Here is a 23,573-nt window from a genome sequence, read left to right as displayed (position 1 = left end):
ACTTATACTATATCTTATTTTTTCTTTTGTTCAAGTTTTATTCTTATTTTTTCAAGTAATATTTGATTTTTTTCTACCAAAACCGTCATATTTCTAAATAAAGATTCCGCAGCAAAACCAAAAGTGAACATAAGAAGAATACTTATACCCGAAATGTCCGTAAGTGCAAACAACTTTCTAAGGAATATACCTGTAAATATGAGACCTGCAACATTTAAAAATATTATTATATATTTTCTCAGATCAAGCGGATAACTTATCTTGATCAAAATCATAAATCCGACTACCGACATAACCATGGTCGCAACAGTTCCGATACTGTCTGTGGATATTTCAAAAACCTCTCCAAATACTACAAGTGCAAATACCGCTATAACATCTGTCAAACCTCCGGGCAACGCTTTTATCAACACGTTTTTAATAAAACTACCCTTTATCCTATTCTTATTCGGCTCAAGAGCCAATAAAAATCCCGGTATCCCTATTGTAAACATGCTTACAAAGGAAATCTGAGCAGGCTCCAGCGGATATGTAAACATAAAAACTGCAGATAATACAGCTAAAAGTAACGAGAAAATATTTTTCACCAAAAACAGGCTTGCAGAGCGCTCTATATTATTGACAACTCTTCTACCCTCATATACCAGATCCGGCATATGTGCAAAGTCCGAATCAAGCAGTACAACCTGTGCGGCATGAGTGGCGGCTTCACTTCCTGATGCCATTGCCACACTGCAGTCCGCATCCTTCATCGCCAAAATATCATTTACACCGTCGCCTGTCATGGCAACAGTATGACCGTCTGCCTGTAATGCTTTTACAAACTTTTGCTTTTGTTTAGGTGTAACACGACCGAAAACCGTATAAAAAGATATTGCCTCCTGTATCTTTTTATCTGTATCAAGCAAACTTGCATCAATATAATTTTCGGCATTTTCAATTCCTGCCCGAGAGGCAATTTGTGAAACGGTTAAAGGATTATCTCCCGAGATAACCTTTATACTTACACCTTGAGACTTAAAATAATTAAATGTATCTACAGCATTCTCACGAACAGGATTTGCAAAAGCAATAAAACCTATAGGAGTTACTTTTCCTTTGATACCGTCTTCAATATCACTTCCGTCATACTTTGCAAAAAGTAAAACCCTACTTCCTTTTTCGGTATAGGCTAAAATCTCATTTTCAAAAGATATAAAATTGTCTTTTAAAATAATTTCCGGAGCACCAAGAATGTAGCATTCCTCTTCAAATGTAATACTTCCGTATTTAAGAGATGAAGAAAAAGGTAGTACCTTGACAGGAGCACCTACAGCCCCTTTAATTCCTTTCTTATTTGCATATTCTTTTAAAGCCTGCATGGTTGCATTATTATCTTTTGAAGCAAGGGCATATGAAAACAATAATTTTTCAAAATCTGAATAATCTATAGAACTGTTTGCACCTTTACATAATAATACATCTTCCACTTTCATATCAGGTTCTGTAATCGTACCTGTTTTATCAACACAGAGCACATCAACTCTTGCCAAAGTCTCAATACTTTTCATATCATGAAGCAGTACTTTTTTTGTTGCAAGTTTCATAGTACTTAGGGCAAGCGCAACTGTGGTCAGCAAATACAGTCCCTCAGGAATCATTCCAAGTACGGCGGCAACTGTTGAAGTTACACTTTTTCTAAGAGTATCCCCGTTTACATAAAAGCTTTGTAAAAATAAAACCGCACCTATAGGTATGATTACAATACCTACAGCCTTAACAATCAAATTTATATGTCTTATCATCTCCGATTGTTCTTTACTTTTCATAGTTTTTGCTTGTGTACTGAGTTTTGAAATATATGACTCTTCTCCCACTTTCTCAAGTTTTGCATAGCATTCTCCGGATACTACAAAACTTCCTGATAAAAGCTTACTGCCTACAGCTTTTTCAATTTCATCAGACTCACCTGTAAGTAAGGATTCATTAACCTGAACGCTTCCGGAAATAACAATGGCATCCGCACAAATCTGCTTGCCGGCTTTCAGCAGAATAATATCATCTTTTACCAACTCCTCCGACAATATATTTTGAAGTTCTCCGTCTCTTATCACGTCACTGTGAGGAGCACTTAAAAATTTCATCGTATCAAGTGTCTTTTTTGCACGCAACTCTTGTACTATACCTATAAGTGTATTTCCGATAATAACAGGTAGAAATGTAAGATTCCTAAACGAACCTACCATAATCAGTACTATGGAAATTATTAAAAATATCAGGTTAAAGTATGTACATACATTTGACAATACTATTTCCATAGTTGTTTTATCGGTTCCCATATTTAATTTATTTGTAAGACCCGATGCAATTCTTTGTTGCACTTCGCTATCTTTCAATCCGATAATTTTATTATCGACCTCTCTTATCTCATCCATAGTGTCAACTTAATTTTCTCTTTTCAATTCCCATCTGTAGTGACCGACTATTTCATCAGCCTTACTTTTCAGATATTTTTGTTCATACGCTCTTTGATATTTACTGCCGTGATGAATAATATATGGAATTCCATTTTTATCTCTTCTGTCGGATACTATTCCGATATGCTTTTTGAAAATAACAATATCTCCGCCCTGCCACTCTTCTATTTCAGAAAGATCTGTAGTAAGACTTTTTGTATTATTTTTAAAATACACCTGCAGATTTCTTACTCTGCGATAGTCAATATTTTCATCGGGGGATTGTATATCATAATTATCCGGATGCTCGTTTATATCCTCAGACACAAGTCTTTGTAAATCATATCCTGCGCCGAAAAGTGCCGCAGCTACAACATCTGTACATACACCATAACCGTCATTTGGTGTTCCGCCAATATAGTACCTGCTCTCATACTTAGGTTTTGTCTGTATATATTCCAATGCACTTTCCAATATGTCGCTCTGGTCATCAACACCATCGCCATCCTTGTCGATTCCGCTCTTAATCTGCTCTATCTTCTTTTTATAAGCATACCTTGGACGCTTTGTAGATGTTTCTTTATAAGAAAATCTGTTATATATAAGTACTGCTATTGCCGCAAGCACTATACCAGCAGCAATTATTTTAAAAATTCTTTTTTGTTTCATTTTTCCCTATATTTATCATCAATATAAAAAATATATACCACCATCATAGCTATTGTTAAAATCAGTACTCCTATTATTGATAAAAATATAAATACTGAACTTTTATCAAATAATATAGGCAATCCCAAAGCAATCAAAAGCACTCCGAATAAAACAAACAGCTTCCCCGTAGCATGATTATATCCCTTTACATCCTTTACCGGAGGCAAATTAACATTTGCCCAAAATCCTGCCTGCTTTTTAGAAAAGAAACAACTGATTCCAATAGCGATTATTAAACATCCCGATATTGACCAAATTATAAAGTTTAATAAATTTTCACTCATATAAAACACCTGCCTAGCTACCGCTAAATCATATGAGCTCTTTCAGAAAATGCTTTTTTTCTTTCTGTATTACCATACTCTTTGGCTTTCCGAATGGAATAATTGTCCTGGGTGTTTCTTCACAATTGATATTCAATAGTTTTCTGACCTTATCTATATTTCCCTCAAACTTCATCATTCCATCCAAACCCCGGCATATCCCATTGCAGTAATTACAAGCATAATATTTTCTGTTGAAGCTGCATAATCTTCTATTTCAAACTCCAGATTATAATCTCCCGCATGAATACATTTAGATGTAACAACAATATTTGTATTATTTTTAAAATACACCTGCAGATTTCTTACTCTACGGTAGTCAATATTTTCATCAGGGGATTGTATATCATAATTATCCGGATGCTCGTTTATACCCTCAGACACAAGTCTTTGTAAATCATATCCTGCACCGAAAAGTGCCGCAGCCACAACATCCGTACAAACACCATAACCGTCATTTGGTGTTCCGCCAATATAGTACCTGCTCTCATACTTCGGTTTTGTTTGTATATAGTAAAGAGCACTGTTTAATATATCGCTTTGATCATCAATTCCGTCTTTATCCATATCAACACTGCTCTTAAACTGCTCTATATGTCTTTTATAAGCATTCTTAGGTCTCTTTACAGAAGTACCTCTATGATAAAGTCTTGTAAATATCAGTAAAATCATTACTGTAAGCAATATACATGCAGCAATGATTCTAAAAAATTTATTTGATTTCATTTATATACCTATAATATTCTAATTATTATTATGGCTACAACAATTGTTATTAATGTTACAACTGCTGTACCTATAGCTAATATCTTTCCACGCTTACAATATTTATTAGTAATATACAATGTATCAATTATATTTATTCCCGGTATAAATTGAAGTAATATATGCATAGTAAATTTAGCCAGTTTTACTTTATGTCTATCTTTAATATAACCGATAAGGTAACATGCCGCTAACATCCCCGGTGACAATAAAGCGAAATACAACAATATTAATATCACCAAAAATATAATAAATATTATTCCAATGAACGGTGCCATAACAATTGTTGCCGGTACCACCATACATGCAATAAATAAAGCTAATTCACCTATAGCTATACCAAAAATACATATTGTACACAACAGAGAAATCGGAAACATAGTGTATCTATAAAAAAGCGCTCCATTGATGCAATAATTTATATCCTCCCTTTTTATGGCTCTATTCACGCTTATGATTTGCAATATAAGCAGTATTAAAAGTAAGATAAAATATACTATATGAGGTAAAATACCAAATTCCTTTTTTTCTGTGCTGTTCAACTGAGATATAATAACATATGCCCATCTGTAAACCACTATATTATATATTATACCCAAAATCCAAGGAAAATGCTTTTTTGAAGATTCCTCATTTATAATACAGTCTTTTTCTAATATAAAATCATTTTCCATATCACTATATCTCCTTTTAAGAATTTTTATTTCTTAGCCTATTATATATAAAATAATACATGCAGCAATGATTCTAAAAAGTTTCTTTGATTTCATTTATATACCTATAATATTCTACTGATTGCTATTGCCGCAACGATTGTTAGAATCATCAATATTAAGGAAACTGCTATAATTACGGTTTGTGATTTTCCTCTATCCCTATATTTATTTGAAATATACAAAATATCAATTAAATTTACTCCGGGTATAAATCGAAAAACCTTATGCCTGTTATATTTGTTGTTACTTAGACCATATTCATCTTTATAACAGCGAACCAGATAACCGGCCGTCAACATTCCGGGCGACAATAAAACATAGTACAAAAGTATTAGTATCATCAAAAATATAATACACGGTATTGCAATAAACGGTACGATAAAGATCATTGCCGGTACTACCATACATGCAATCAATATAAATATTTCGCCCACAGCTACACCAAGAATACATAGTGCACATAACAGAGAAACCGGAAACATTGCGTATCCGTAAAAAAGCGCTCCGTCAATGCAATAATTTATATCCTCCCTTTTTATAGCTCTGTTCACGCTTATGATTTGCAATATAAGCAGTATTAAAAGTAAGATAAAATATACTATATGAGGTAAAATATCAAATTCTTTTTTTACTGTGCTGTTTAACTGAGATATAATAACATATGCCCATCTGTAAACTACGATATTATATATTATACCTAAAATCCAAGGAAAATTCTTTTGTGGAGATTCCTCATTTATAATACAGTCTTTCTCTAATATAAAATCATTTTCCATATCACTATATCTCCTTTTTAGACTTTTTATTTCTTAGCCTATTATATGTAAAATTATACTTGCAACTATAAGTATACCGGCAGAAACAGCTGTAATTATAGCCAATTTCTTTGCCCTATTCCAATAATGTATCGAAATATATAATGCATCTATCAAATCAGCCAACGGAACAAACTGTAGGAGTATATGTAAAACGCAGCTACCAAGTTTCATCTCTTTTTGTTTTCTACTGATAATTACAGTACCTACTGCCAAAACAAACCCCGGTAAAGCGGCTATAAAAGAAATTGCCAACAATATCGGCGGCAATATAAAAGCCACCATAAGTATAAACGGCGCAAGAAAAAGCATTTGAGGTAAAACAAGGGCTAAAATTGAAATACTCAGTCCACCCACAAATATAATAAGTGCCAGAAAAATAAAATACAATGTAGAAGGTAAAATGGTATATTTAAAAAATAAAAATCTCTTTATACAATAGTCTATATTCTCATTTCTTATCTCAGGCAATACTCTACTGATCTGAACTGTCAGAAGTGTTATAAAAGCAACAAGAAATGCTATATTAAAACCTAGAAATAACCACTTGTTCAAATTAAAGTACTTCCCTCCTGAAATAATAAATCCAATCCACCCATACAATACCAAAATATAAAGTATTGATATTAGCCACGGATATTTTTTCATACTTTTATTTTCACTATCTAAAATCTCTTTGCTTGTACTGATATTTTCTGTTACATTGTAATTTTTTCCATCACCCATAATATTACCTCAAGTTTATTTTCTTATCCTAAATCTTTCACCCTCATATACTCTTATCGGATTTCCTCTAACTATATCCGTATGTTTACTCCATGCATTATTCTTACTTTGTTCAATTTGGGAAGTATTCTTGTTTTTTAAAACAATGGCAAGTTTTCTAATGGCATCCTTTTTATTCATAAGCTGACTTCTTTCCCTTGTTGAACTTATCCTTATTCCTGTAGGAATATGAATAACCCTCACTCCGGTTTCCACCTTGTTTACATTTTGACCTCCCGGTCCACTTGCATGAAATTTCTCCACTATAATATCCGCTTCAGAGAAGTTATCATCTACATTAACTGTTTCCGGAATAATACTAACATCCACAAACCAGTTCTTTCTTTTATGCTCAGGCCTATAGCGACTTTTACAAATCCAAAGCATAGTACCTTCAAGATATGATAAATCTTCATCAGATGAGAGCATCACTGAGTAAAAAGTTTCTTTTCTCTCACCCTCTACATAACTTAAAATCTCTAAAGACTGAAATTCCCTCATTAAAGCTTTACATATACCGAATACAGCCCTCTGACATTCCACCGGACCCATACCTGCACTTATTTGTAAAATCATTTTCTGTCCCCTCCCTTATAGTTATATATAGGAGTAAGAACATTTTCCACCTCTACGGTATCTTTTATAACTTCTTTTATATAGTCAATTCCTCTATATGCAAAAGGTGCTTCGTCCAAAGTATCCTTACTTATGCAGCTTGTATAGATACCCTTCATCTCTTTTTTGAACTCGGAAACCGTATGCGAAGAATTTACTTCTCCTCTTGAAAGTACTCTTCCGCTCCCATGCGGTGCCGAATTATTCCATTCTTCGTTTCCAAGTCCCCTGCCAAGTAAAACACCTTCCTTCATATTTATAGGAATTATTACCTTTTCATCCAACTTCGCTGAAATGGCACCCTTTCTTAATATAGGCTGATTTCCTGAAAAATCCACATAATTGTGAGAACATGAAATTTCTTCTATTGCCTTCCACTTCATCTTTTTTATAATCTCAGCAGCAATTATTTTTCTGTTTAATATCGCATACTCTTCCACGATTTTTAAATCATGTAAGTAATCTTCCATCAAATTACCGCTAAGGTAGGTCATTTCAAAAGGAATATCATTTATACCTTTGTCTTTCAGTTCATCCTGTCCCGCTTTCATATAGTACTCAGCCACTTCTTTTCCAAGATGTCTGCTACCTGTATGCACTATAAGAAAAACTTCACCGTTCTTTGCTGTATCCAGCTCAATAAAATGATTTCCACCACCTAAAGTACCAAGACTAAGCAATGCTTTTTCAGATCTTATATGTGAAAAACATTTAAGATTACTTAAATCAATTCTGTCGGCATATGCATGTATATCTTTTCTTACAGCAAATCCGACCGGAACATTATCTCTGATTACGGTATCAAGCTTCAAAAAATCATTTCTTATTTTTCCGAGTTTTACCGAAAGCATGCCGCAACCGATATCTATTCCCACTAAAGAAGGTAAAATCTTTTTTCCCACAGTCATTGTAAGGCCTATAGGTCCTACCTTTCCCGGATGAACATCAGGCATTACCCTAATCTTTGCGCCCTGTGATACTTCATTATCACAAATCATTCTCACCTGAGACTTTGCCACTTCTTCTACCATGGATTTTTCCACAGTTTCATCACACATAATATACGCCTGTGCGTATTTTCCATTTAATTGTATCAAAATAAAAACCTCTGTTTTCTTCTGTTTCAAAGGCTTTATCGTTCATTCTCTAATAAAAAGTTTAGAATAATAGACAGCGAACAACTATGCCTCTGTAGTTTATAGTTCCACTTATTGTATTATTCATTGTATTCCTCATAGTTATTCTCCTTTCGATCTCTATTATTTATTGTAACTCTAAAATTATATCATAACATTTTAAAAAACGCATCTTAACTTTCTTCTACATATATCTTTCGTGAAAATAACGCAACTATTATTGAAACCACACCGAAGATAATCTCTACATAAATTAAAGGTACATGAAATCCGTTTAATATAACTATCAAAGTATCCGCCACAAAATGAATTAAAAGTGCTAAAGCAAACAAATATCTTTTCCCTCTAACACTTGACCATACAAGAACAGACAGTGATATCTGTAAAATAACAGCAAATATTCGCTCAACTATACCAAGTAAAAATATATATGGTGGTGACATAGTCAAGGTGTTTACCGTATCTTTAAGCTGTGTAAGATCATTCCCTCCTACATTGTCCAGAATAGTCGAAATAAGTCCGCTGTTTATTGAAACTGAAAGAGCCAAACTGCCTATCATAGTCAATCCCAAAACAGATGCGGCCTCAATTCCGCCATGACCTGCACCATACATACATGCATTTATGCTTTTATCATTATTCTTTCTCAGAATAAGCCCGAATGCAATCAGTCTTCCCGTTTCTTCAAATATTGCAGCCATCAGTCCACCATACAATGCGTAAAGTATTACATTATTTTTTATAATCTCACCGAACGGTAATCCGAAAACAATTCTGTGAACGGAACTTTCAAGAACCGTTACAAAGAAAATAAATACTATTACACCTATAAAAAACGGAGCAATATCCGCACGCTTTTTCTTCCTGAAATAAACAAAAAGTATAACCGGAATTGCAAATCCCACTATACAGGATATAACCATAAATACCATACTTAAAAAAGGAACTATATCCATTGTTTACCTCCAATAAATTATTTTCCTATAAAGTTACTACCCAAAAACGGTCTAAGTCCCAAATCCACAATAAATATAATACCAAGTAATACGGTAAATATATTTACAACTTTTTGATTTGATTTTTCAATACAAAATCTTATTGCAGGTTCTATCAGGTATATTATTATCAGCCCTCCAAGTCCGAATTTCACACTGCTCCACAGAGCAATCCTTCCTTCAAAATTACAGAAATAATTACTGTAGTCCCAAAGCCAGTCGCCCATTATCAGCTCCATAAAATAGCTACCGACAAGTTCAAGTATTGTAGTGATAAGCATAGTTGAAAGAAATACCAATACAAAAGATATATTTAATCTTCCTAAATGTATTTTCTTATTTCTTATCGGCATTAAAAGCGTAATCAATATTATTCCCCCGAAACCGTAAATCGGCAAATACGGACCGAATAAAAATCCACGATTTACATATCCGACATGCGTTTCCAAAAGTCCAACCAGCACTTCATAAATCCATCCAAGGAATGCACATGCCATAAACATAAGAAAGATATCTCTAAGTCTTTTTAATTTCATGTATTATCATCCTCCTTTTTTTATATTGTATCCTAAAATTTCAAAAATTTCATTTAATTTATACATTGATTTTTCACATATATAGTTTATATTATTTTTGGCACAAAATATTCAAGCAAGTATTTTGCTTTAATAATATATTATATAGAAGAAAGAGAGATATAAAAATGAATTTTTTAGAAAAAATCAGACCTAAAGAAAAACTTAAATATTTAAGATGGTTTGATATTCTTATTGTTACCGGTATTATGTTCGGTATTTTTATAGTAACTTCAACACAACTTTTTATCGGCTTACTTCAGTCCGATCCACAGGCTATACAAGATTCAGCTGAATCTATGGATATTGCCTCGGACGGTGCGGCCTATACCGGCAATTTTACATTGCAGACAATTCTTCTAATAATTGCATTGCTGTATTTACTTATCAGAAACTTTGATTTTAAACAGTTGAAGATAAAATTACATTGGTCGGTAATTATTTGGGTACCCGTTCTTTTTTCAATTATGGGACTCTTTGGCGACCTTGTTACTACAGTGAGCGGAGAATACAACTACTTTGATCCTTCATTGCTTCAGTATATAAATCCGATGGAAGTATTAAATAAATTCCTGGCACTGTCACCGCTTGCAATAGGATATTCTTTCTTAAACGGATTCTATGAGGAATTTTTCTTTCTCGGTCTTTTGACCTCTGTTAAAGATGAACATAAATGGTATGTACTGGCTTTTTCAACCTTAGTCAGAGTTTCATTCCACACTTATCAAGGCCTTCTTTGGTCGTTGGTAATAGGTGTTGTATACGGACTCTTCTACTATTTTATGTACAAGAAAGTAATAAAGAATCTTTTACCGTTCTTTTTGATGCATGCAATGGCCGATATGTTCGGTTCATCATTGATATATTTGCTTATAAACTGGAATTATTAATAACAAAAAGCCCTTAGGTATACTATCTACCTAAAGGCTTTTTCTTTATTTTCCAATAATATATTTTACAATATCAGGTAAAACTCCGACGTTTTGTTGCCAAATTGTCTCTATCTGTGCTTCAGGTACAGGTGAAGTTCCTATTCCTACCTCAACCGTAACACTTGGAATCCCCTTCTCCCAATCAAGCCAATCCTTAAAGCCTGTACCGAATTTTGATCCGTCAGCTTCCGGTGCCACAAGTCTGTATCCTGTATGAGACGCCACTATATCAGCCATCGCTTTATCCTTTGCCAAAACTTCTGCAGATGCATGTTGATTTGACCAATAAATAATCTGTCCCTGAGTATGATAGTTAAGCACGGCTGAAAAGTTCTCATTATTTACAAGTTTTATAAGGTCCTGTGTTTCACTTTCAGAACCTGCACTTGCTCCCTTATAATGCTCGTTTGAAGGCTTTTTCCTACTGTCGGCTCTTTGATTCCAACCCTGAGTCGGGAAATTGTGGTTAATGTCTACACCGTTTAAATTATTCTTCCATTTATTTAAAAACCAGTTGTACTTATCCTGGTTTTCTTTAAGTCCCCACTCGGACCAATTGTCAATAATCTCCTGCAACTTCTTCTTTGACTCTTCTTTATTAAGTCCTGACATACCGCTTTGTGAAATCGCAACTCCGTCCGGATTTAACATCGGAACGTACTGTATACAAACTTCATCCAGACTCTTATCTCCCTCCGCTCTCTTATCAAGCATCTCTTTAACCTGACGCATTACAACTGAAGCTGTAATATATTCTCTTGCATGAATAGCTCCTATTACAAGAATCTTTTTTGAAGCCTCTCTGTTTCCTATTATTATTCTGTATATATTTCTTCCGTCAGGTGTTGTACCTATTGAATCCGATGTAACCCCCTCGTACTTTTGCTTAAACAGATTTATATCACCTTCCATCTTTTGATATGTATACATATCTGTGCTCAAAAATGTAAAATCTGTACTCTGCGCCACACTCTGTGTCTGTGCAGCCTTATAACTTGCCGAACTGTGTCCTATTATTCCTGCAAAGGCAGGCATTACCTGTGTCAGTAAAATACATGCTGACAGTGTCATTGCTCCTAAAACATATCTCTTTTGCATATCTTCCTCCGTTGAAAAACTCTTTCACAACTATACAATATTTTGAAATAAATTAATAGTTACAAAAGATTGAACAGATATAGAAAATTTGTCGTAGTTTTGAAGATTATCCATTCATAAGTACTATATTATAATTATTTTTTACAATGTCTTGTGAATAAAATTTATCAATCCACTATGTTTCTAAATAAAAACAAGACGAATAAATCGGTATTATAATCGTTTTAGATGTAAGAAATGTAACTATAGACAGTTAAAATCTGTATTCTTATTGTTAAATTATCTGCTTTTTAGAAAAATATAGCATTTTATTTTCTTTTATGCTAGAATCAATCTATAGTAATTTACTAAAGATTAATAACTCGAAAGGAGTATTTTAAATATGGCAAAGAGACCGGACGAAAAGTATGGGCTTTTTATTAACGGAGAATTCAGAGATTCAAAAGACGGCAAGTTTTTTGATACATATTCTCCTGCAACCAAGGAAAAGATCGCAAGTGTGGCAGAGGCTACAAAGGAAGATGTAGATGATGCGGTAAATGCGGCATGGGCAGCTTTTGATTCTTGGAAGAACCTTGACAAGATAAAGAGAGCTGAGATTCTTTTAAAGATTGCCGATGTTATAGACGCAAACAAAGAGGATCTTGCTTATATCGAGAGTCTTGACAACGGTAAGCCTCTTCGTGAGACATTAAATGTGGACATTCCGTTTGCAGCAGACCATTTCAGATATTTTGCATCTGCTATTCGTACAGAGGAGGACACTTCAAACTTCCTTGATTCAAAGACACTCTCTCTTGTATTTAGAGAGCCTATCGGTGTAGTCGGACAGATAGTTCCATGGAACTTCCCGTTCCTTATGGCGGCATGGAAGCTTGCACCTGTACTTGCATCAGGATGCTGTACAGTACTTAAGAGCAGCTCTTCTACTCCTCTTTCAGTGCTTGAACTTGCAAAACTTGTAAAGGATATTATTCCAAAGGGTGTATTTAATGTTATCTCAGGCGCAGGAAGCAAATCAGGACAGTATATCCTCGATCATAACGGATTTAGAAAGCTTGCCTTCACAGGTTCTACAGAAATAGGATATTCAGTTGCAAAGGCTGCAGCAGAGAAGCTTATACCTGCAACACTTGAGCTTGGTGGAAAGTCAGCAAATATATTCTTTGATGACTGTGACCTTGACCTTGCTATTGACGGTGTTCAGCTTGGTATCCTCTTTAACCAAGGCCAGGTTTGCTGTGCAGGTTCAAGAGTTTTTGTACAGGAAGGCATCTATGATGAGTTTGTAAAGAGAGCTGTAGATCAGTTTAACAAGATTGTTGTAGGAAATCCTCTTGATATAAATACTCAGATGGGTTCACAGATAAATGAAGGTCAGGTAGCAAAGATTCAGGCCTGTGTAGACAGAGCCGTAGCTGAGGGTGCTACAATCGCATGCGGAGGTTCACGTTATACTGAGGGTGAGCTTGCAAACGGATCATTCTATAAGCCTACACTTATTACAAATGTAACCAATGATTCTTATGCCGCGCAGGAAGAAATCTTCGGACCTGTAGCCGTTATCATTAAGTTTAAGACTGAAGATGAAGTAATCAAGTACGCAAATGAAAGCGTATACGGTCTTGGCGGCGGTGTTTGGACAAAGGATTTAAACCGTGCATTCCGTGTTTCAAGAGCTATTGAAACAGGTAGAGTTTGGGTAAATACCTATAATGCAATCCCTGCAGGAGCTCCGTTTGGAGGATATAAGACTTCAGGTATCGGTAGAGAAACACATAAGGTTATCCTTGATCACTACACACAGATGAAGAATATACTAATCAAGCTTGATGAAAATCCAAGCGGATTCTATCCAAAGAAGTAATATAAAGAAAAGTATTGTAAAGAAAAACTCTCATTCCGGCAAAACCGGTTTGAGAGTTTTTTCGATTTATACATGTATTACATTAGGGTTTCTACCCTTACTCAAATTTTCATGCCTTAAGTAATTTCCATATTTCATATTTGTTATTTTTAACATCACGATAGGGAATATAACAGACTTTATACAGTACAATGCTAAAAGAGTAAGAAATAACTCAGGTTTTACCCTGATAGTAAGTAGTTTTGTAGTATATCCTATATACAATAAACCTACATTCAAAACCACATTAAATAATGTAGTAAGTACCGGGAATACTATATCCACTTTGGTACGTGGTGAAAAAAACTTTACGGCAAATAATGACAGTACTGAAATATTCGTAATACATATGGGCTTATAATCATGTCTATATACTACCATGGTTTTTACATTATAAAATGAGCATTCATGTTGATATAAGCTAAATTCGTTTATCCATGTATATGTAATATTTGATATATCCTCCCATGGAACCGTCAAATCTATCTTTTTTAAATATATCCCGTCCTTTGAGATAACACATTTTGTCACCACAAATGAAAAAACAACAAACAAAACAATCCATACAATATTCAGTATTGTACAAAGTTTTTTTGAATTAAATAAATGTCCTTCAAAATACATATCTTTGCCTTCACCTATGAAATAAATTACCATAGTGACAAAGATAAATATAAACAATATCCATCTATAATATATGCTGTGAAATTTTATACCCTTTCTCATATCTTTCCCCTTTGTTGTCTTACAATATATCTTTCTAAAGTGCATAAATGCTTTGTTTTTATTTATAGTATATGTTAAAATTATATCACAAGGAGGGACGACATGAAAGTAATATTGAGCAGAAAGGGAATGGATAGCGAATCCGGAAGAGTGGCAAGTCCGATACTTCCTGACGGTACTTTACTATCACTCCCTATACCCGATCGAAAAAGCAAGAAAAAATACGAAGATATACAGTATAAAGGACAAAACTATAGAGATATTATAACTCAACTTCATTCGGATTTTGATTTTGAAAGTTATCCTACCTGTCACCTGGATCCTGATATATATGAAGGTATTGATAATAGACCAAGTGACTGGATACCTGCATTCGGACAATGGGGAGTACCGGCAACACATCTTGATAAATCCGGTGTTGATGTAGGTGATCTCTTTCTTTTTTATGGAATGTTTAGAGAAACCGAGATAAAAAACGGAAAGCTTTCCTATGTGAAGGGATCTCCTATTCGTCATATTATCTACGGATACCTGGAAATAGGTGAAGTTATAAAGGATGATATGAAAATTGCCGAAAAATACAATTGGCATCCGCACAGTATAGCACCTTTTTATACCAACAATCGTATATATCTTTCAAAGAAATGCTCTACCTTTCATTATGATGATGCACTGGTACTTACACAAAAAGAGCAGTCAAGCAGAAGTGTGTGGAAATTGCCTTCATTCTTTGCAGAAAAAGGAATAGCTATTTCCTGGCAGGGACATACCCACCCTATTATTAAAGGTGACTCATCCATATTAAAAACCGCATCACGTGGACAGGAGTTTGTTATAACAACAGATACAAAAGAGCAGGAAGAAAATCTTTCTGAATGGGTAAAAGAAATTATAAGCCATAAGTAATTTTTGTTCTTAATTCAAGCCGGTATTTAAACCCGGCTTTTTTATATATGCTATAAATATATTATCATTTATTCATTATATCGAATAATGCCATTCACATATTGAAAAATTAAATCACTAAATATATTGAGGATTTACCTTATTTTTTATATAATTTATCTATACATTTTTATTGAAATAGTGATATTTTATAAATAAGGAGGATTTCATTATGTTACGACTTCCGGATAACTTCGAGTCTTTTACAGATGCAAGAAAAGCCGGCTTTATGAAAATGAAGGAGCACAAGGACAATGGTGGAAAAATTGTAGGAACTTATTGCTCATTTGTTCCTACAGAGCTGATTATAGCGGCAGGTGCCATACCCGTATCTCTTTGTGCAACCAGCGAAGAGCCTATAAGTGCTGCAGAAGCGCATCTACCCTCAAATCTTTGTCCGTTGATAAAGGCAAGTTACGGTTTTGCTCTTACCGATACCTGCCCATATTTTTATTTTTCCGACTTTATAGTAGGTGAAACCACCTGTGACGGAAAAAAGAAAATGTTTGAGCTTATGAATGATTTGAAAGAAACCTATGTTATGCAACTTCCGTCTTCAAGAGATGAAATTGCTCTAAATATGTGGGAGGCAGAAATACATAAGTTTTGGAAAAAGCTTGAAGATTTCTATGGTGTAACCATTACCGAGGAAGATGTCAAAAAAGCAATATTACTAAAAAATGCCGAAAGAGATCTGGTACTCGAATACCTTGAACTTGGAAAACTCAATCCGTCTCCAATCTCAGGTTATGAAATCGGAACCAAACTTGATACACTTAGTTTTATACCAAGTATGGAAGAACGTTGTAAGCAGATAAGACAAAGAATTGATGAAGTAAAGGCAGATTGGGAGGCAAATTATAAGGGTAAGGTAGCAAGAAAACCTAGAATATTGATAACAGGATGTCCAAACGGCGGTGTACGAGATAAAACCATTAAAGTTTTGGAGGAGCTTGGTGCGGATGTAGTTGCATTTGACAATTGCAGTACAAACAGAGAAAAGATTGAAAAGGTAGATACCACTCTACCTGTAGCAAAAGCCCTTGCAAAAAAATATCTGAATATCAATTGCTCCGTAATGAGTCCTAATGACAGCAGACTCGGCTTTATAACAGATATGATAGATGAATATCAGGTAGATGGAGTGGTTGAAATAATACTTCAGGCATGCCATACCTTCTCTATAGAATCATTCAATGTTAAAAAGGCTGTAGTTGCCAAAGGTGTACCTTATCTGAAGATAGAAACAGATTATTCAAAGGCAGATGTCGGACAGATAAACACAAGACTTGAGGCATTCCTTGAAACTGTAGCTGTATAACGAGAGGATAGACTTAATAAATGGATAAACAATATTATGTAGGTATAGATATAGGATCCACCGCCTCAAAGGTGGTAGTACTTGATGATGAAAAACTCGTCAAATCTTTTTGTATACCTACAGGCTGGAACAGTAAGGAAACTGCGAAAAATATTTTACAAAGGCTACAAGATGACGGACTTTCTGAAAATATGAACTGTGCCGCAACCGGATACGGAAGAATCTGCGTAGATTATGCAGATAAGGTTATAACAGAAATAACCTGCCATGCCAAGGGTGCCTATGCTCTGTTTGGAGTTGACGGAACCGTCATAGATATAGGCGGTCAGGATACAAAGATAATCAGCCTTGAAAACGGTATGGTAAGAGACTTCCTAATGAATGATAAATGTGCGGCAGGTACAGGTAAATTTATCGAAGTCATGGCGAACAGACTGGGCACAGACTTTGAAGAGCTTTATGCTCTCGCATCCGTTGGTGATTCTCTGTCTATAAGCTCTATGTGTACAGTCTTTGCAGAATCGGAGATTATCAGCTATATAGGATCCGGTGAAAAAAGAGAAAATATAGCCGCCGGAGTAATAGATTCCGTAGCCAATAAGGTTATAAACCTCGCTCAAAAGCATGGTATCCTAGATGAAATCATGCTTACAGGCGGACTTAGCTATACACCGTATTTTATAGAGTTGATGTCACAAAAGCTTGGCAAAAAAATCCATACACATCATCTAGGAAGATATGCCGGTGCTATAGGAGCCGCAATTTCTTTAAGACCAAAAAACAGTACTCCTATACAGTTCAAGTAAAAATATAAATGACTTTCTCATTTTCAAGACGAAACTTTAAAAATGTGAAAGTCATTTTAATTTACCATTCATTTTTCTATAAACTTATTCCAAACCGATTTTTTGTTCTTTTTAAATGAATCTAATAATCCCATAACCCACCTTACATATCTCCAACCACAACTGTCTCTTCAAGAGTTGTAAGTATAATCTCAAGTATTAATTCTACAAAAGCATAACTGTCAGCTTCTTTGTCCGACTTTCCAAGTGAATCATAATAATCTTGTTGTCTGCTTCTTATCAACTCTTCAATTGGCAGCCAATAAAACAGTTCATTCCATTTACCAAGTAATAAGCTATGCCACATCCTTCCAATACGCCCATTTCCATCTGCAAAAGGATGAATAAACTCAAATTCATAATGAAAAATAGCACTTTTAATCAGTGGATGCATTTCTGAATTCTTATACCATTCAAACAGTTCTTGAATTTGCATAGGTACAAATTTGGCAGGTGGAGCCATATGTACAACAACATCACCATCAAAAATTCCTACTCCACCACTTCTAAATGTTCCATTTTCAGGGATCAACCCTTCCATCATAACCCGATGTGCTTTAAGTAAATCTTTTACTGAATTAGGATCCAATGAAAGCATTAACTCATATGTTTCATAAGCATTCTTAACTTCACGTATTTCATTAGGATTTCCCAAAATTCTCTTTCCATCAAGTATAGCAGTCACCTGTTCTAAAGAAAGTGAATTTTGTTCAATGGCAAGTGAAGAATGGATTGTTTTTATTCTATTTTCTTTTCTTAAATGCGGATTTAGCTTTCCATGTGAAAGTACTGTAATTCTTCCAACCTGCTCACTAATTGCAGCTACAAGATTTGTAATTCTGTCCGTCATATGAAACGGTGGTTTATATTCTCCCATTTTGTATTCCCTTTTAAACTTTTAATAAAAACTATAAAATTGCCTTTATACCCTTTGCACTGCGAAGAATTGTATCTGTGAAATGATTACCCGGATTTAATTCAAATATCACCTCGCTCCCAAGTTTCTTAAAATACTCTGAAAGCTCTCTTGTATTACCTTCTACAGTTTTTAATACAGGATTGCGTGTATTTGCCTCTTTATCCCCCAGAGAAAAATAGATTTTATCAGGTAACTTCCTACAATCATTTCTTTTGCAGTATTCAATAAAGTCATGAAACCAAAGTGAGCCCGACATACTTGCCACTCTGTCAAATGCATCAGTTTTATACATAGCATAAACAGCAAAAAGACCTGCAAGTGAATATCCTGTTATTCCTGTAAATCCAGGTTCTCCATCTATCTTCTCATTTGCCTTTGGCAAAATGTTATCTATAAGCAATCTAAGATACTCATCTGCACCGCCGCTAAAAGATTTTTCTTTAGAATAGATTGAAGGTATATACCATGGTGACATATCATGATTCCAATCAATATTTCCAATAACAAGTAAATTTATGGAAGTGCAGCCCATATTCTGCAATGCTTGATATACATCTTCTCCATCACCTTCAAAAGTATTAAAAACAATAAGAGGAGCATTTGTATCAGATGACTTGTATAGGGTGATTACTTTATCTTTTATATTTAATTTTTCTTTATTCAAGTAAATCATAATAAAAATATAATCCCCCATCAAACAATATTTAATCCAACCCTTTTGCTATCCTAATCAATTTATCCACATCTTCCTGCATATCCAGAATATGCATTTTACGATGACAATTCGGACACAATGCACAGGTATTATCAATTGTGTCGGTTCCACCTCTACTGAGCCACACAATATGATGATTTTCTAAAAACGGTTCTCCGTCTTTATCCTTAAATGGAGCAGGCTGTCCACATAACTGACATATTCCTGCCGCTCTTATCTTTGTATAAGCGGCAACCTTAGAATTTCTGATATAAATCATTCCCTCATAACTACGTCTATCTGCTTGACTATGTGACTCTTCCTCAGCCTGTCGCTTCAAGACTTCCACAGGAATCTTTTTTGCCTCTTGAATTTCTATTGTTAAATTGCTCCTCTCCTTTTCTAAAGAATAAGGTGCCAAGTCTATTACCTTGTATATTCTCCTAAATATCCTTAAATTCGGCTCAGACTTCTTTTCATCAAACTTATATACCCCAAGGAATCTATATTTACCGTTTAAACATGTAAATGTAACTCTGATGTTACTGTTAACAATATCACTTAACCCTATCTTTCCTTCAGAATCCTTTTCAATAATAGTATCTCCATCATCTACTAACGAATTTTGCCATCGTGTTTTTTTCTTATTACATCCAAATTTGGGCGCCCAAAAAGCAGTCCCATTATTATCTAATATAACAAAAGCCCTCTGAAACCCTCTGTAATTTTTACCGAAACATTTGTTAAGTATTTCAACTATCGTATCAAATTCTATTATCTTATCTGCATCAAGAATTGAATATACTATATTTGCTCTATATCCATTATCAATATTGTTACTCATCTTAACTCTTCCACACCTATAATTTATTCAATACAGCATTTTAAGCATTTAAATTACTAATTTCCCCTATCAAAGATATCAGATAAAATTTTCCATATATCTGTATATTATGTAAGCGTCTACATAAATATATAATGTAAAATTCTCAACCCCAATCAAACAATATGCTCTGATGTACGGCTGCGTCTCCTTTATTGACATACTTTATTTCTTCAGTACCTCCTGTCACAAGTGCAGGGGCAAAGAAATATATCTCATTTAAAGGCAAAACTCCAAATTTAGCTTTCGCCTCATCAAAAAGTTTACGCCTTAATATTTTTTCTTCAACCTCACTGTCTATAAGATATTCTACAAACTCCTCCACAGTATATGCTGCTACAGAAATATTTCTGTAGTGTATATTCAAAAAGGATATATCATATTCGCCGTCACCCAGATTCCTGAAATAAAACAAATCTCCAAATCCAGTCATCATAAACGGAATTCGCGAATAGTCCTCTTTTCCGAGCCATTTATAAAAGCTGTCCATATAGTCTTCAGGATCTATGAGCTTTATAATGCCGTCACCGTAGTTACCGAAACCATAATTTTCCATAAACCGAAGGATACTCTCATTCACTCCGGCACTCCTACAGGCACCTATTATATGCTCTGAAGGCTTTACAAGCTCCTTACCCGGCTTATACTTTTCTACAAACTTTTCCCAAACTGATTTTTTGTTCTTTTTAAATGAATCAAATATTCCCATGTGATACCTCTCTAAATACAGTTCTATCCGGCTAAAACAAAATGCTCCGCCTTCAAAAACCATTCCTTTTTTAACTCCCAAAATGTTGCTTGAGTAGTTTTCGGTACATACCAACAGTCGGTTACTTCATCTATACAAAAAACATTTTCCCAGCTTTTCAATTTTTCATCTTCACTTGGATCTTCAATATCATCTTTATCATATAGTGGTAAATATCCGTCATTCAATACAACATGCCACATATCAAAGTCTGACAGTAAAACCATATTGTCAGGTATATCTATAGTTAGCAAAACTACAGGTGTTCCCTTCTTACCTCCATATCTATGAATCCTCATATCAGGACGTTTTCTTACACCTTCCCATTGATACCACGCCCATACAGGGTATATTACATCATCTGGCGGCATTCCAATACGTTTTTTCATCTGTTCAGCAATCCATTCATAATAACAACGTAATCCACCATCAAACGATAAATATTTTTCATTTGCTATAAGTCTACCTGTCTCAAGAAAAATATCATAAGCAGCCTTATGTTGAATAGTCCATAAAAGCATTCTAAACTCCATAAAATCAATTAATAATATTACTAATTATACATTATCTGTTTTACAATTTATACTTTCACCTCTCTGTCTATAATAATAGCATTTTCTCACATATAATTAAATCTCTATCTTAAAATTTCATGCTTCATCCAAATGAACAGTATTATAGTATGTTATTTAATAAACAGTATTATAGTATGTTATTTAATATTGACTTTTATATCATAAATACATAGAATCATATTTATACAGTTCATATAGGCACTTTATCTAATACTATTTTGTGATTTGAACCTTAATTTAGAAATTTTTACATGCAATTTAAAATATTAATGTTTATAATCTGAACTCAAATAATAAGTGCTTTATTGTATGAAATATAAGGAGAAACGGTAATGAAAACTATAACAGCAAAGCCTGAAGATATCAGAACAATATTTTCTAGGGAATATCAGATTCCAATGTTCCAAAGAGAATATTCATGGGAACAGGAACAATGTGAAACTCTTTGGGATGATCTAATTGATTTTCATAATGAAAATGATAAGAAAGATAAATATTTTTTAGGAAATATTGTAGTACATCCAATTGATGAAAATGAGAAGTTTTCAGTTATAGATGGGCAGCAAAGACTGACAACACTTCTTTTACTTATCAGAGCACTTTTTGATAATGCTGGTACAGTAAAGGCATTGGAGGAATGTTTAAAGACAAAAGACAAGCTAAGTTCAGAGCTCACAAATAATATAAGATTAAATTCAGATGTTATTGAAAATGATAAGAAGAATCTTGAACAAATTATCTTACAAGGCCATTGCGATGATAAAAATTCAAGACTTTATATAAATTATGATATGTTCAAGAATAAAATTTCAGATTGGAAACAAGGAAAAACTTCTGATGAATTAAATAAACTTATTTTGACATTTTTAGATAATGTAGTATTATTACCGATATTATGTGAAACTGAAGATGATGCTTTAAATATTTTTGAGACTATAAATAACAGAGGTCTATCATTAAGCGATGCAGATATATTTAAGTCAAAGCTTTATGCCGGAATTGATAGTTCTAAACGTGGGGAGTTTATTGACGAATGGAATGACTTAGATGATCAAGAAGACCTGTTTCGTATTTTAATGTACATCTGTAGAGCTCAAGAAAATGATATTTCTAGGGAAAAGGGACTAAGATCTTATTTTTCGTCTAAAACAGGTAGACTACAGAATACAGGCAATGTAATGGCTTCTCTAAAAAAAATAAATGCAATAATAGATACAAAAACAGGTATCTATAATGATTCATTATGGAATATTTTAGAAAGTTACCCTAATCAATATTGGAGATATCCTTTATATGTATTCTTGCATAAATATCTAATATGGAAAAAAGACGGTGAGTTATTCTTACCTGAAGAACATTATGAAGAATATAAGAAGCTGGTAATGTTAACGACAGCATATTATTTTATAAAGGGTGTTGTATATAATTCTGTTAATACTGTAAAAGATACAACATTTAAGGTATGTGCAAAAATAGAACATTGTGATAATTACCTATCTGAGTATATAGAAAATATGCGTAATGATTTAAAAACATTCTATAATAACCTTGAAAGTGCAGATTTGGGTAGATGTAAAAGAGGAATTATCTTACTAAGTGGATTTTTGAATGAATCACAGAGTGTTGAAGATTTTTATGACTTAATTTTAAATTCTAATATAGAAATAGAGCATATCTTACCAAGAAAGTGGTCTGATAATAATGACTGGGATGAACAGAAAGCAAAAGAAGTAATGGAAACTTTAGGCAACCTTGCACCGTTTGAGAAAAAACTAAATATAAGTGCAAGTAATGAATTTTTCAAAAAGAAAAAGAAAGCCTACAAAGAGTCAAAGTTTGCGGATATCAAAGATTTATCAAAGCTTGATAAATGGGACTACAATGAAGTAAAGCTGAGAGAAAAAAATATTATCAGTAGAATAAAATCTTTTATAAAAGAAGTGTCTGATTTTATATAAATTTTTCCTATACCCTAACTATTATTAGGGTATAGGTTTTTCATTGATTTCTAATATGCTGTAAAGATCTATTTCAAGTTGATCGTCTTCAAATTGCACTTTCGATATCACTCCATTATAGGCTCCTTATTAAAATACTGTTTTTTAATTATTAAAATACTGTTTTTTAATT

Annotated in this window: 24 protein-coding genes; 6 read left to right on the top strand and 18 right to left on the bottom strand. The window is 33.8% G+C overall.

What is annotated here, in order from left to right:
- Positions 1-14 precede the first annotated feature (14 nt).
- From HMPREF1135_RS02305 to HMPREF1135_RS02255, 11 genes are all read right to left on the bottom strand, one after another.
- Entirely contained in the window at positions 15-2,414 is a 2,400-nt protein-coding gene (locus tag HMPREF1135_RS02305; protein WP_007591538.1) for a cation-translocating P-type ATPase, read from the bottom strand.
- Between the two features lie 9 nt (positions 2,415-2,423).
- On the bottom strand, positions 2,424-3,104 hold the full coding sequence (locus HMPREF1135_RS02300) for a DUF1287 domain-containing protein (RefSeq protein WP_007591531.1): 681 nt from the start codon (positions 3,102-3,104) through the stop codon (positions 2,424-2,426).
- On the bottom strand, positions 3,101-3,430 hold the full coding sequence (locus tag HMPREF1135_RS02295) for a hypothetical protein (RefSeq protein ID WP_007591515.1): 330 nt from the start codon (positions 3,428-3,430) through the stop codon (positions 3,101-3,103). Before HMPREF1135_RS02295 ends, HMPREF1135_RS02300 begins: the two co-directional genes overlap by 4 nt.
- Positions 3,431-3,604: 174 nt before the next feature.
- A complete protein-coding gene (locus HMPREF1135_RS02290; protein WP_007591510.1) occupies positions 3,605-4,195 on the bottom strand; it encodes a DUF1287 domain-containing protein in 591 nt (196 codons plus the stop codon).
- An 8-nt stretch (positions 4,196-4,203) separates the two neighbouring features.
- Positions 4,204-4,908: a hypothetical protein gene (locus tag HMPREF1135_RS02285; RefSeq protein ID WP_007591508.1), complete on the bottom strand. Its 705-nt coding sequence runs from the start codon at positions 4,906-4,908 to the stop codon at positions 4,204-4,206.
- 104 nt (positions 4,909-5,012) lie between these two features.
- Positions 5,013-5,726, bottom strand: coding sequence for a hypothetical protein (locus HMPREF1135_RS02280; RefSeq protein WP_007591506.1), 714 nt, complete (start codon positions 5,724-5,726; stop codon positions 5,013-5,015).
- 33 nt (positions 5,727-5,759) lie between these two features.
- Positions 5,760-6,491: a hypothetical protein gene (locus HMPREF1135_RS02275; RefSeq protein WP_007591503.1), complete on the bottom strand. Its 732-nt coding sequence runs from the start codon at positions 6,489-6,491 to the stop codon at positions 5,760-5,762.
- Between the two features lie 15 nt (positions 6,492-6,506).
- Positions 6,507-7,106, bottom strand: a complete 600-nt coding sequence (gene prfH, locus HMPREF1135_RS02270) for a peptide chain release factor H (RefSeq protein WP_007591501.1) — start codon at positions 7,104-7,106, stop codon at positions 6,507-6,509.
- Positions 7,103-8,203, bottom strand: coding sequence for an RtcB family protein (locus HMPREF1135_RS02265; RefSeq protein ID WP_198006710.1), 1,101 nt, complete (start codon positions 8,201-8,203; stop codon positions 7,103-7,105). The genes prfH and HMPREF1135_RS02265 overlap by 4 nt, the downstream gene beginning before the upstream one ends.
- A gap of 251 nt (positions 8,204-8,454) precedes the next feature.
- Positions 8,455-9,237: a YhfC family intramembrane metalloprotease gene (locus HMPREF1135_RS02260; protein ID WP_007591499.1), complete on the bottom strand. Its 783-nt coding sequence runs from the start codon at positions 9,235-9,237 to the stop codon at positions 8,455-8,457.
- A gap of 17 nt (positions 9,238-9,254) precedes the next feature.
- Positions 9,255-9,812, bottom strand: coding sequence for a putative ABC transporter permease (locus HMPREF1135_RS02255; protein WP_007591498.1), 558 nt, complete (start codon positions 9,810-9,812; stop codon positions 9,255-9,257).
- A 167-nt stretch (positions 9,813-9,979) separates the two neighbouring features.
- On the opposite strand from HMPREF1135_RS02255, the gene HMPREF1135_RS02250 reads away from it, so the two are divergent.
- On the top strand, positions 9,980-10,741 hold the full coding sequence (locus tag HMPREF1135_RS02250; RefSeq protein ID WP_007591497.1) for a CPBP family intramembrane glutamic endopeptidase: 762 nt from the start codon (positions 9,980-9,982) through the stop codon (positions 10,739-10,741).
- A 45-nt stretch (positions 10,742-10,786) separates the two neighbouring features.
- Here HMPREF1135_RS02250 and HMPREF1135_RS02245 read toward each other — a convergent pair whose 3' ends face one another.
- Positions 10,787-11,881 carry a M14 family zinc carboxypeptidase gene (locus HMPREF1135_RS02245; protein WP_007591496.1) on the bottom strand — a complete coding sequence of 365 codons (1,095 nt, stop codon included), beginning with the start codon at positions 11,879-11,881 and terminating at the stop codon, positions 10,787-10,789.
- A gap of 382 nt (positions 11,882-12,263) precedes the next feature.
- Here HMPREF1135_RS02245 and HMPREF1135_RS02240 point away from each other — a divergent pair, with 382 nt between their 5' ends.
- Entirely contained in the window at positions 12,264-13,748 is a 1,485-nt protein-coding gene (locus HMPREF1135_RS02240; protein ID WP_007591495.1) for an aldehyde dehydrogenase family protein, read from the top strand.
- Positions 13,749-13,814: 66 nt separating this feature from the next.
- On the opposite strand, the gene HMPREF1135_RS02235 is transcribed toward HMPREF1135_RS02240, so the two are convergent.
- The gene (locus HMPREF1135_RS02235) at positions 13,815-14,513 is read right to left on the bottom strand and encodes a hypothetical protein (protein WP_007591494.1); all 699 of its coding nucleotides are present in this window, start codon (positions 14,511-14,513) and stop codon (positions 13,815-13,817) included.
- Positions 14,514-14,615: 102 nt separating this feature from the next.
- On the opposite strand from HMPREF1135_RS02235, the gene HMPREF1135_RS02230 reads away from it, so the two are divergent.
- The 3 genes from HMPREF1135_RS02230 (at position 14,616) to HMPREF1135_RS02220 (ending at position 17,585) form a co-directional block, all read left to right on the top strand.
- Positions 14,616-15,419 (top strand): hypothetical protein, encoded by an 804-nt coding sequence (locus HMPREF1135_RS02230; RefSeq protein WP_007591493.1) that lies wholly within the window; start codon positions 14,616-14,618, stop codon positions 15,417-15,419.
- 211 nt (positions 15,420-15,630) lie between these two features.
- Positions 15,631-16,779: a double-cubane-cluster-containing anaerobic reductase gene (locus HMPREF1135_RS02225; RefSeq protein WP_007591492.1), complete on the top strand. Its 1,149-nt coding sequence runs from the start codon at positions 15,631-15,633 to the stop codon at positions 16,777-16,779.
- A gap of 20 nt (positions 16,780-16,799) precedes the next feature.
- On the top strand, positions 16,800-17,585 hold the full coding sequence (locus HMPREF1135_RS02220) for an acyl-CoA dehydratase activase (protein ID WP_007591491.1): 786 nt from the start codon (positions 16,800-16,802) through the stop codon (positions 17,583-17,585).
- Between the two features lie 142 nt (positions 17,586-17,727).
- Here the strand turns inward: HMPREF1135_RS02220 and HMPREF1135_RS02215 are convergent, their stop codons facing one another.
- The 5 genes from HMPREF1135_RS02215 to HMPREF1135_RS02195 form a co-directional block, all read right to left on the bottom strand.
- Positions 17,728-18,501, bottom strand: a complete 774-nt coding sequence (locus HMPREF1135_RS02215) for a Fic family protein (RefSeq protein WP_007591490.1) — start codon at positions 18,499-18,501, stop codon at positions 17,728-17,730.
- A 31-nt stretch (positions 18,502-18,532) separates the two neighbouring features.
- A complete protein-coding gene (locus HMPREF1135_RS02210; protein ID WP_242824835.1) occupies positions 18,533-19,216 on the bottom strand; it encodes an alpha/beta hydrolase in 684 nt (227 codons plus the stop codon).
- Between the two features lie 31 nt (positions 19,217-19,247).
- A complete protein-coding gene (locus HMPREF1135_RS02205) occupies positions 19,248-20,081 on the bottom strand; it encodes an HNH endonuclease (protein ID WP_007591487.1) in 834 nt (277 codons plus the stop codon).
- 145 nt (positions 20,082-20,226) lie between these two features.
- Positions 20,227-20,829, bottom strand: coding sequence for a T6SS immunity protein Tdi1 domain-containing protein (locus HMPREF1135_RS02200; protein WP_007591486.1), 603 nt, complete (start codon positions 20,827-20,829; stop codon positions 20,227-20,229).
- A gap of 23 nt (positions 20,830-20,852) precedes the next feature.
- Positions 20,853-21,389 carry a DUF3841 domain-containing protein gene (locus tag HMPREF1135_RS02195; RefSeq protein WP_007591485.1) on the bottom strand — a complete coding sequence of 179 codons (537 nt, stop codon included), beginning with the start codon at positions 21,387-21,389 and terminating at the stop codon, positions 20,853-20,855.
- A gap of 386 nt (positions 21,390-21,775) precedes the next feature.
- Here HMPREF1135_RS02195 and HMPREF1135_RS02190 point away from each other — a divergent pair, with 386 nt between their 5' ends.
- Complete coding sequence (locus HMPREF1135_RS02190) at positions 21,776-23,401, top strand: DUF262 domain-containing protein (RefSeq protein WP_007591484.1); 1,626 nt, start codon at positions 21,776-21,778, stop codon at positions 23,399-23,401.
- Positions 23,402-23,573: the final 172 nt, after the last annotated feature.

The organism is Lachnoanaerobaculum sp. OBRC5-5, from assembly GCF_000296385.1.
Taxonomy (GTDB): domain Bacteria; phylum Bacillota; class Clostridia; order Lachnospirales; family Lachnospiraceae; genus Lachnoanaerobaculum.
Note: the sequence above shows the minus strand (reverse complement) of the source record. Positions and strands in the feature narration are given on the sequence as shown.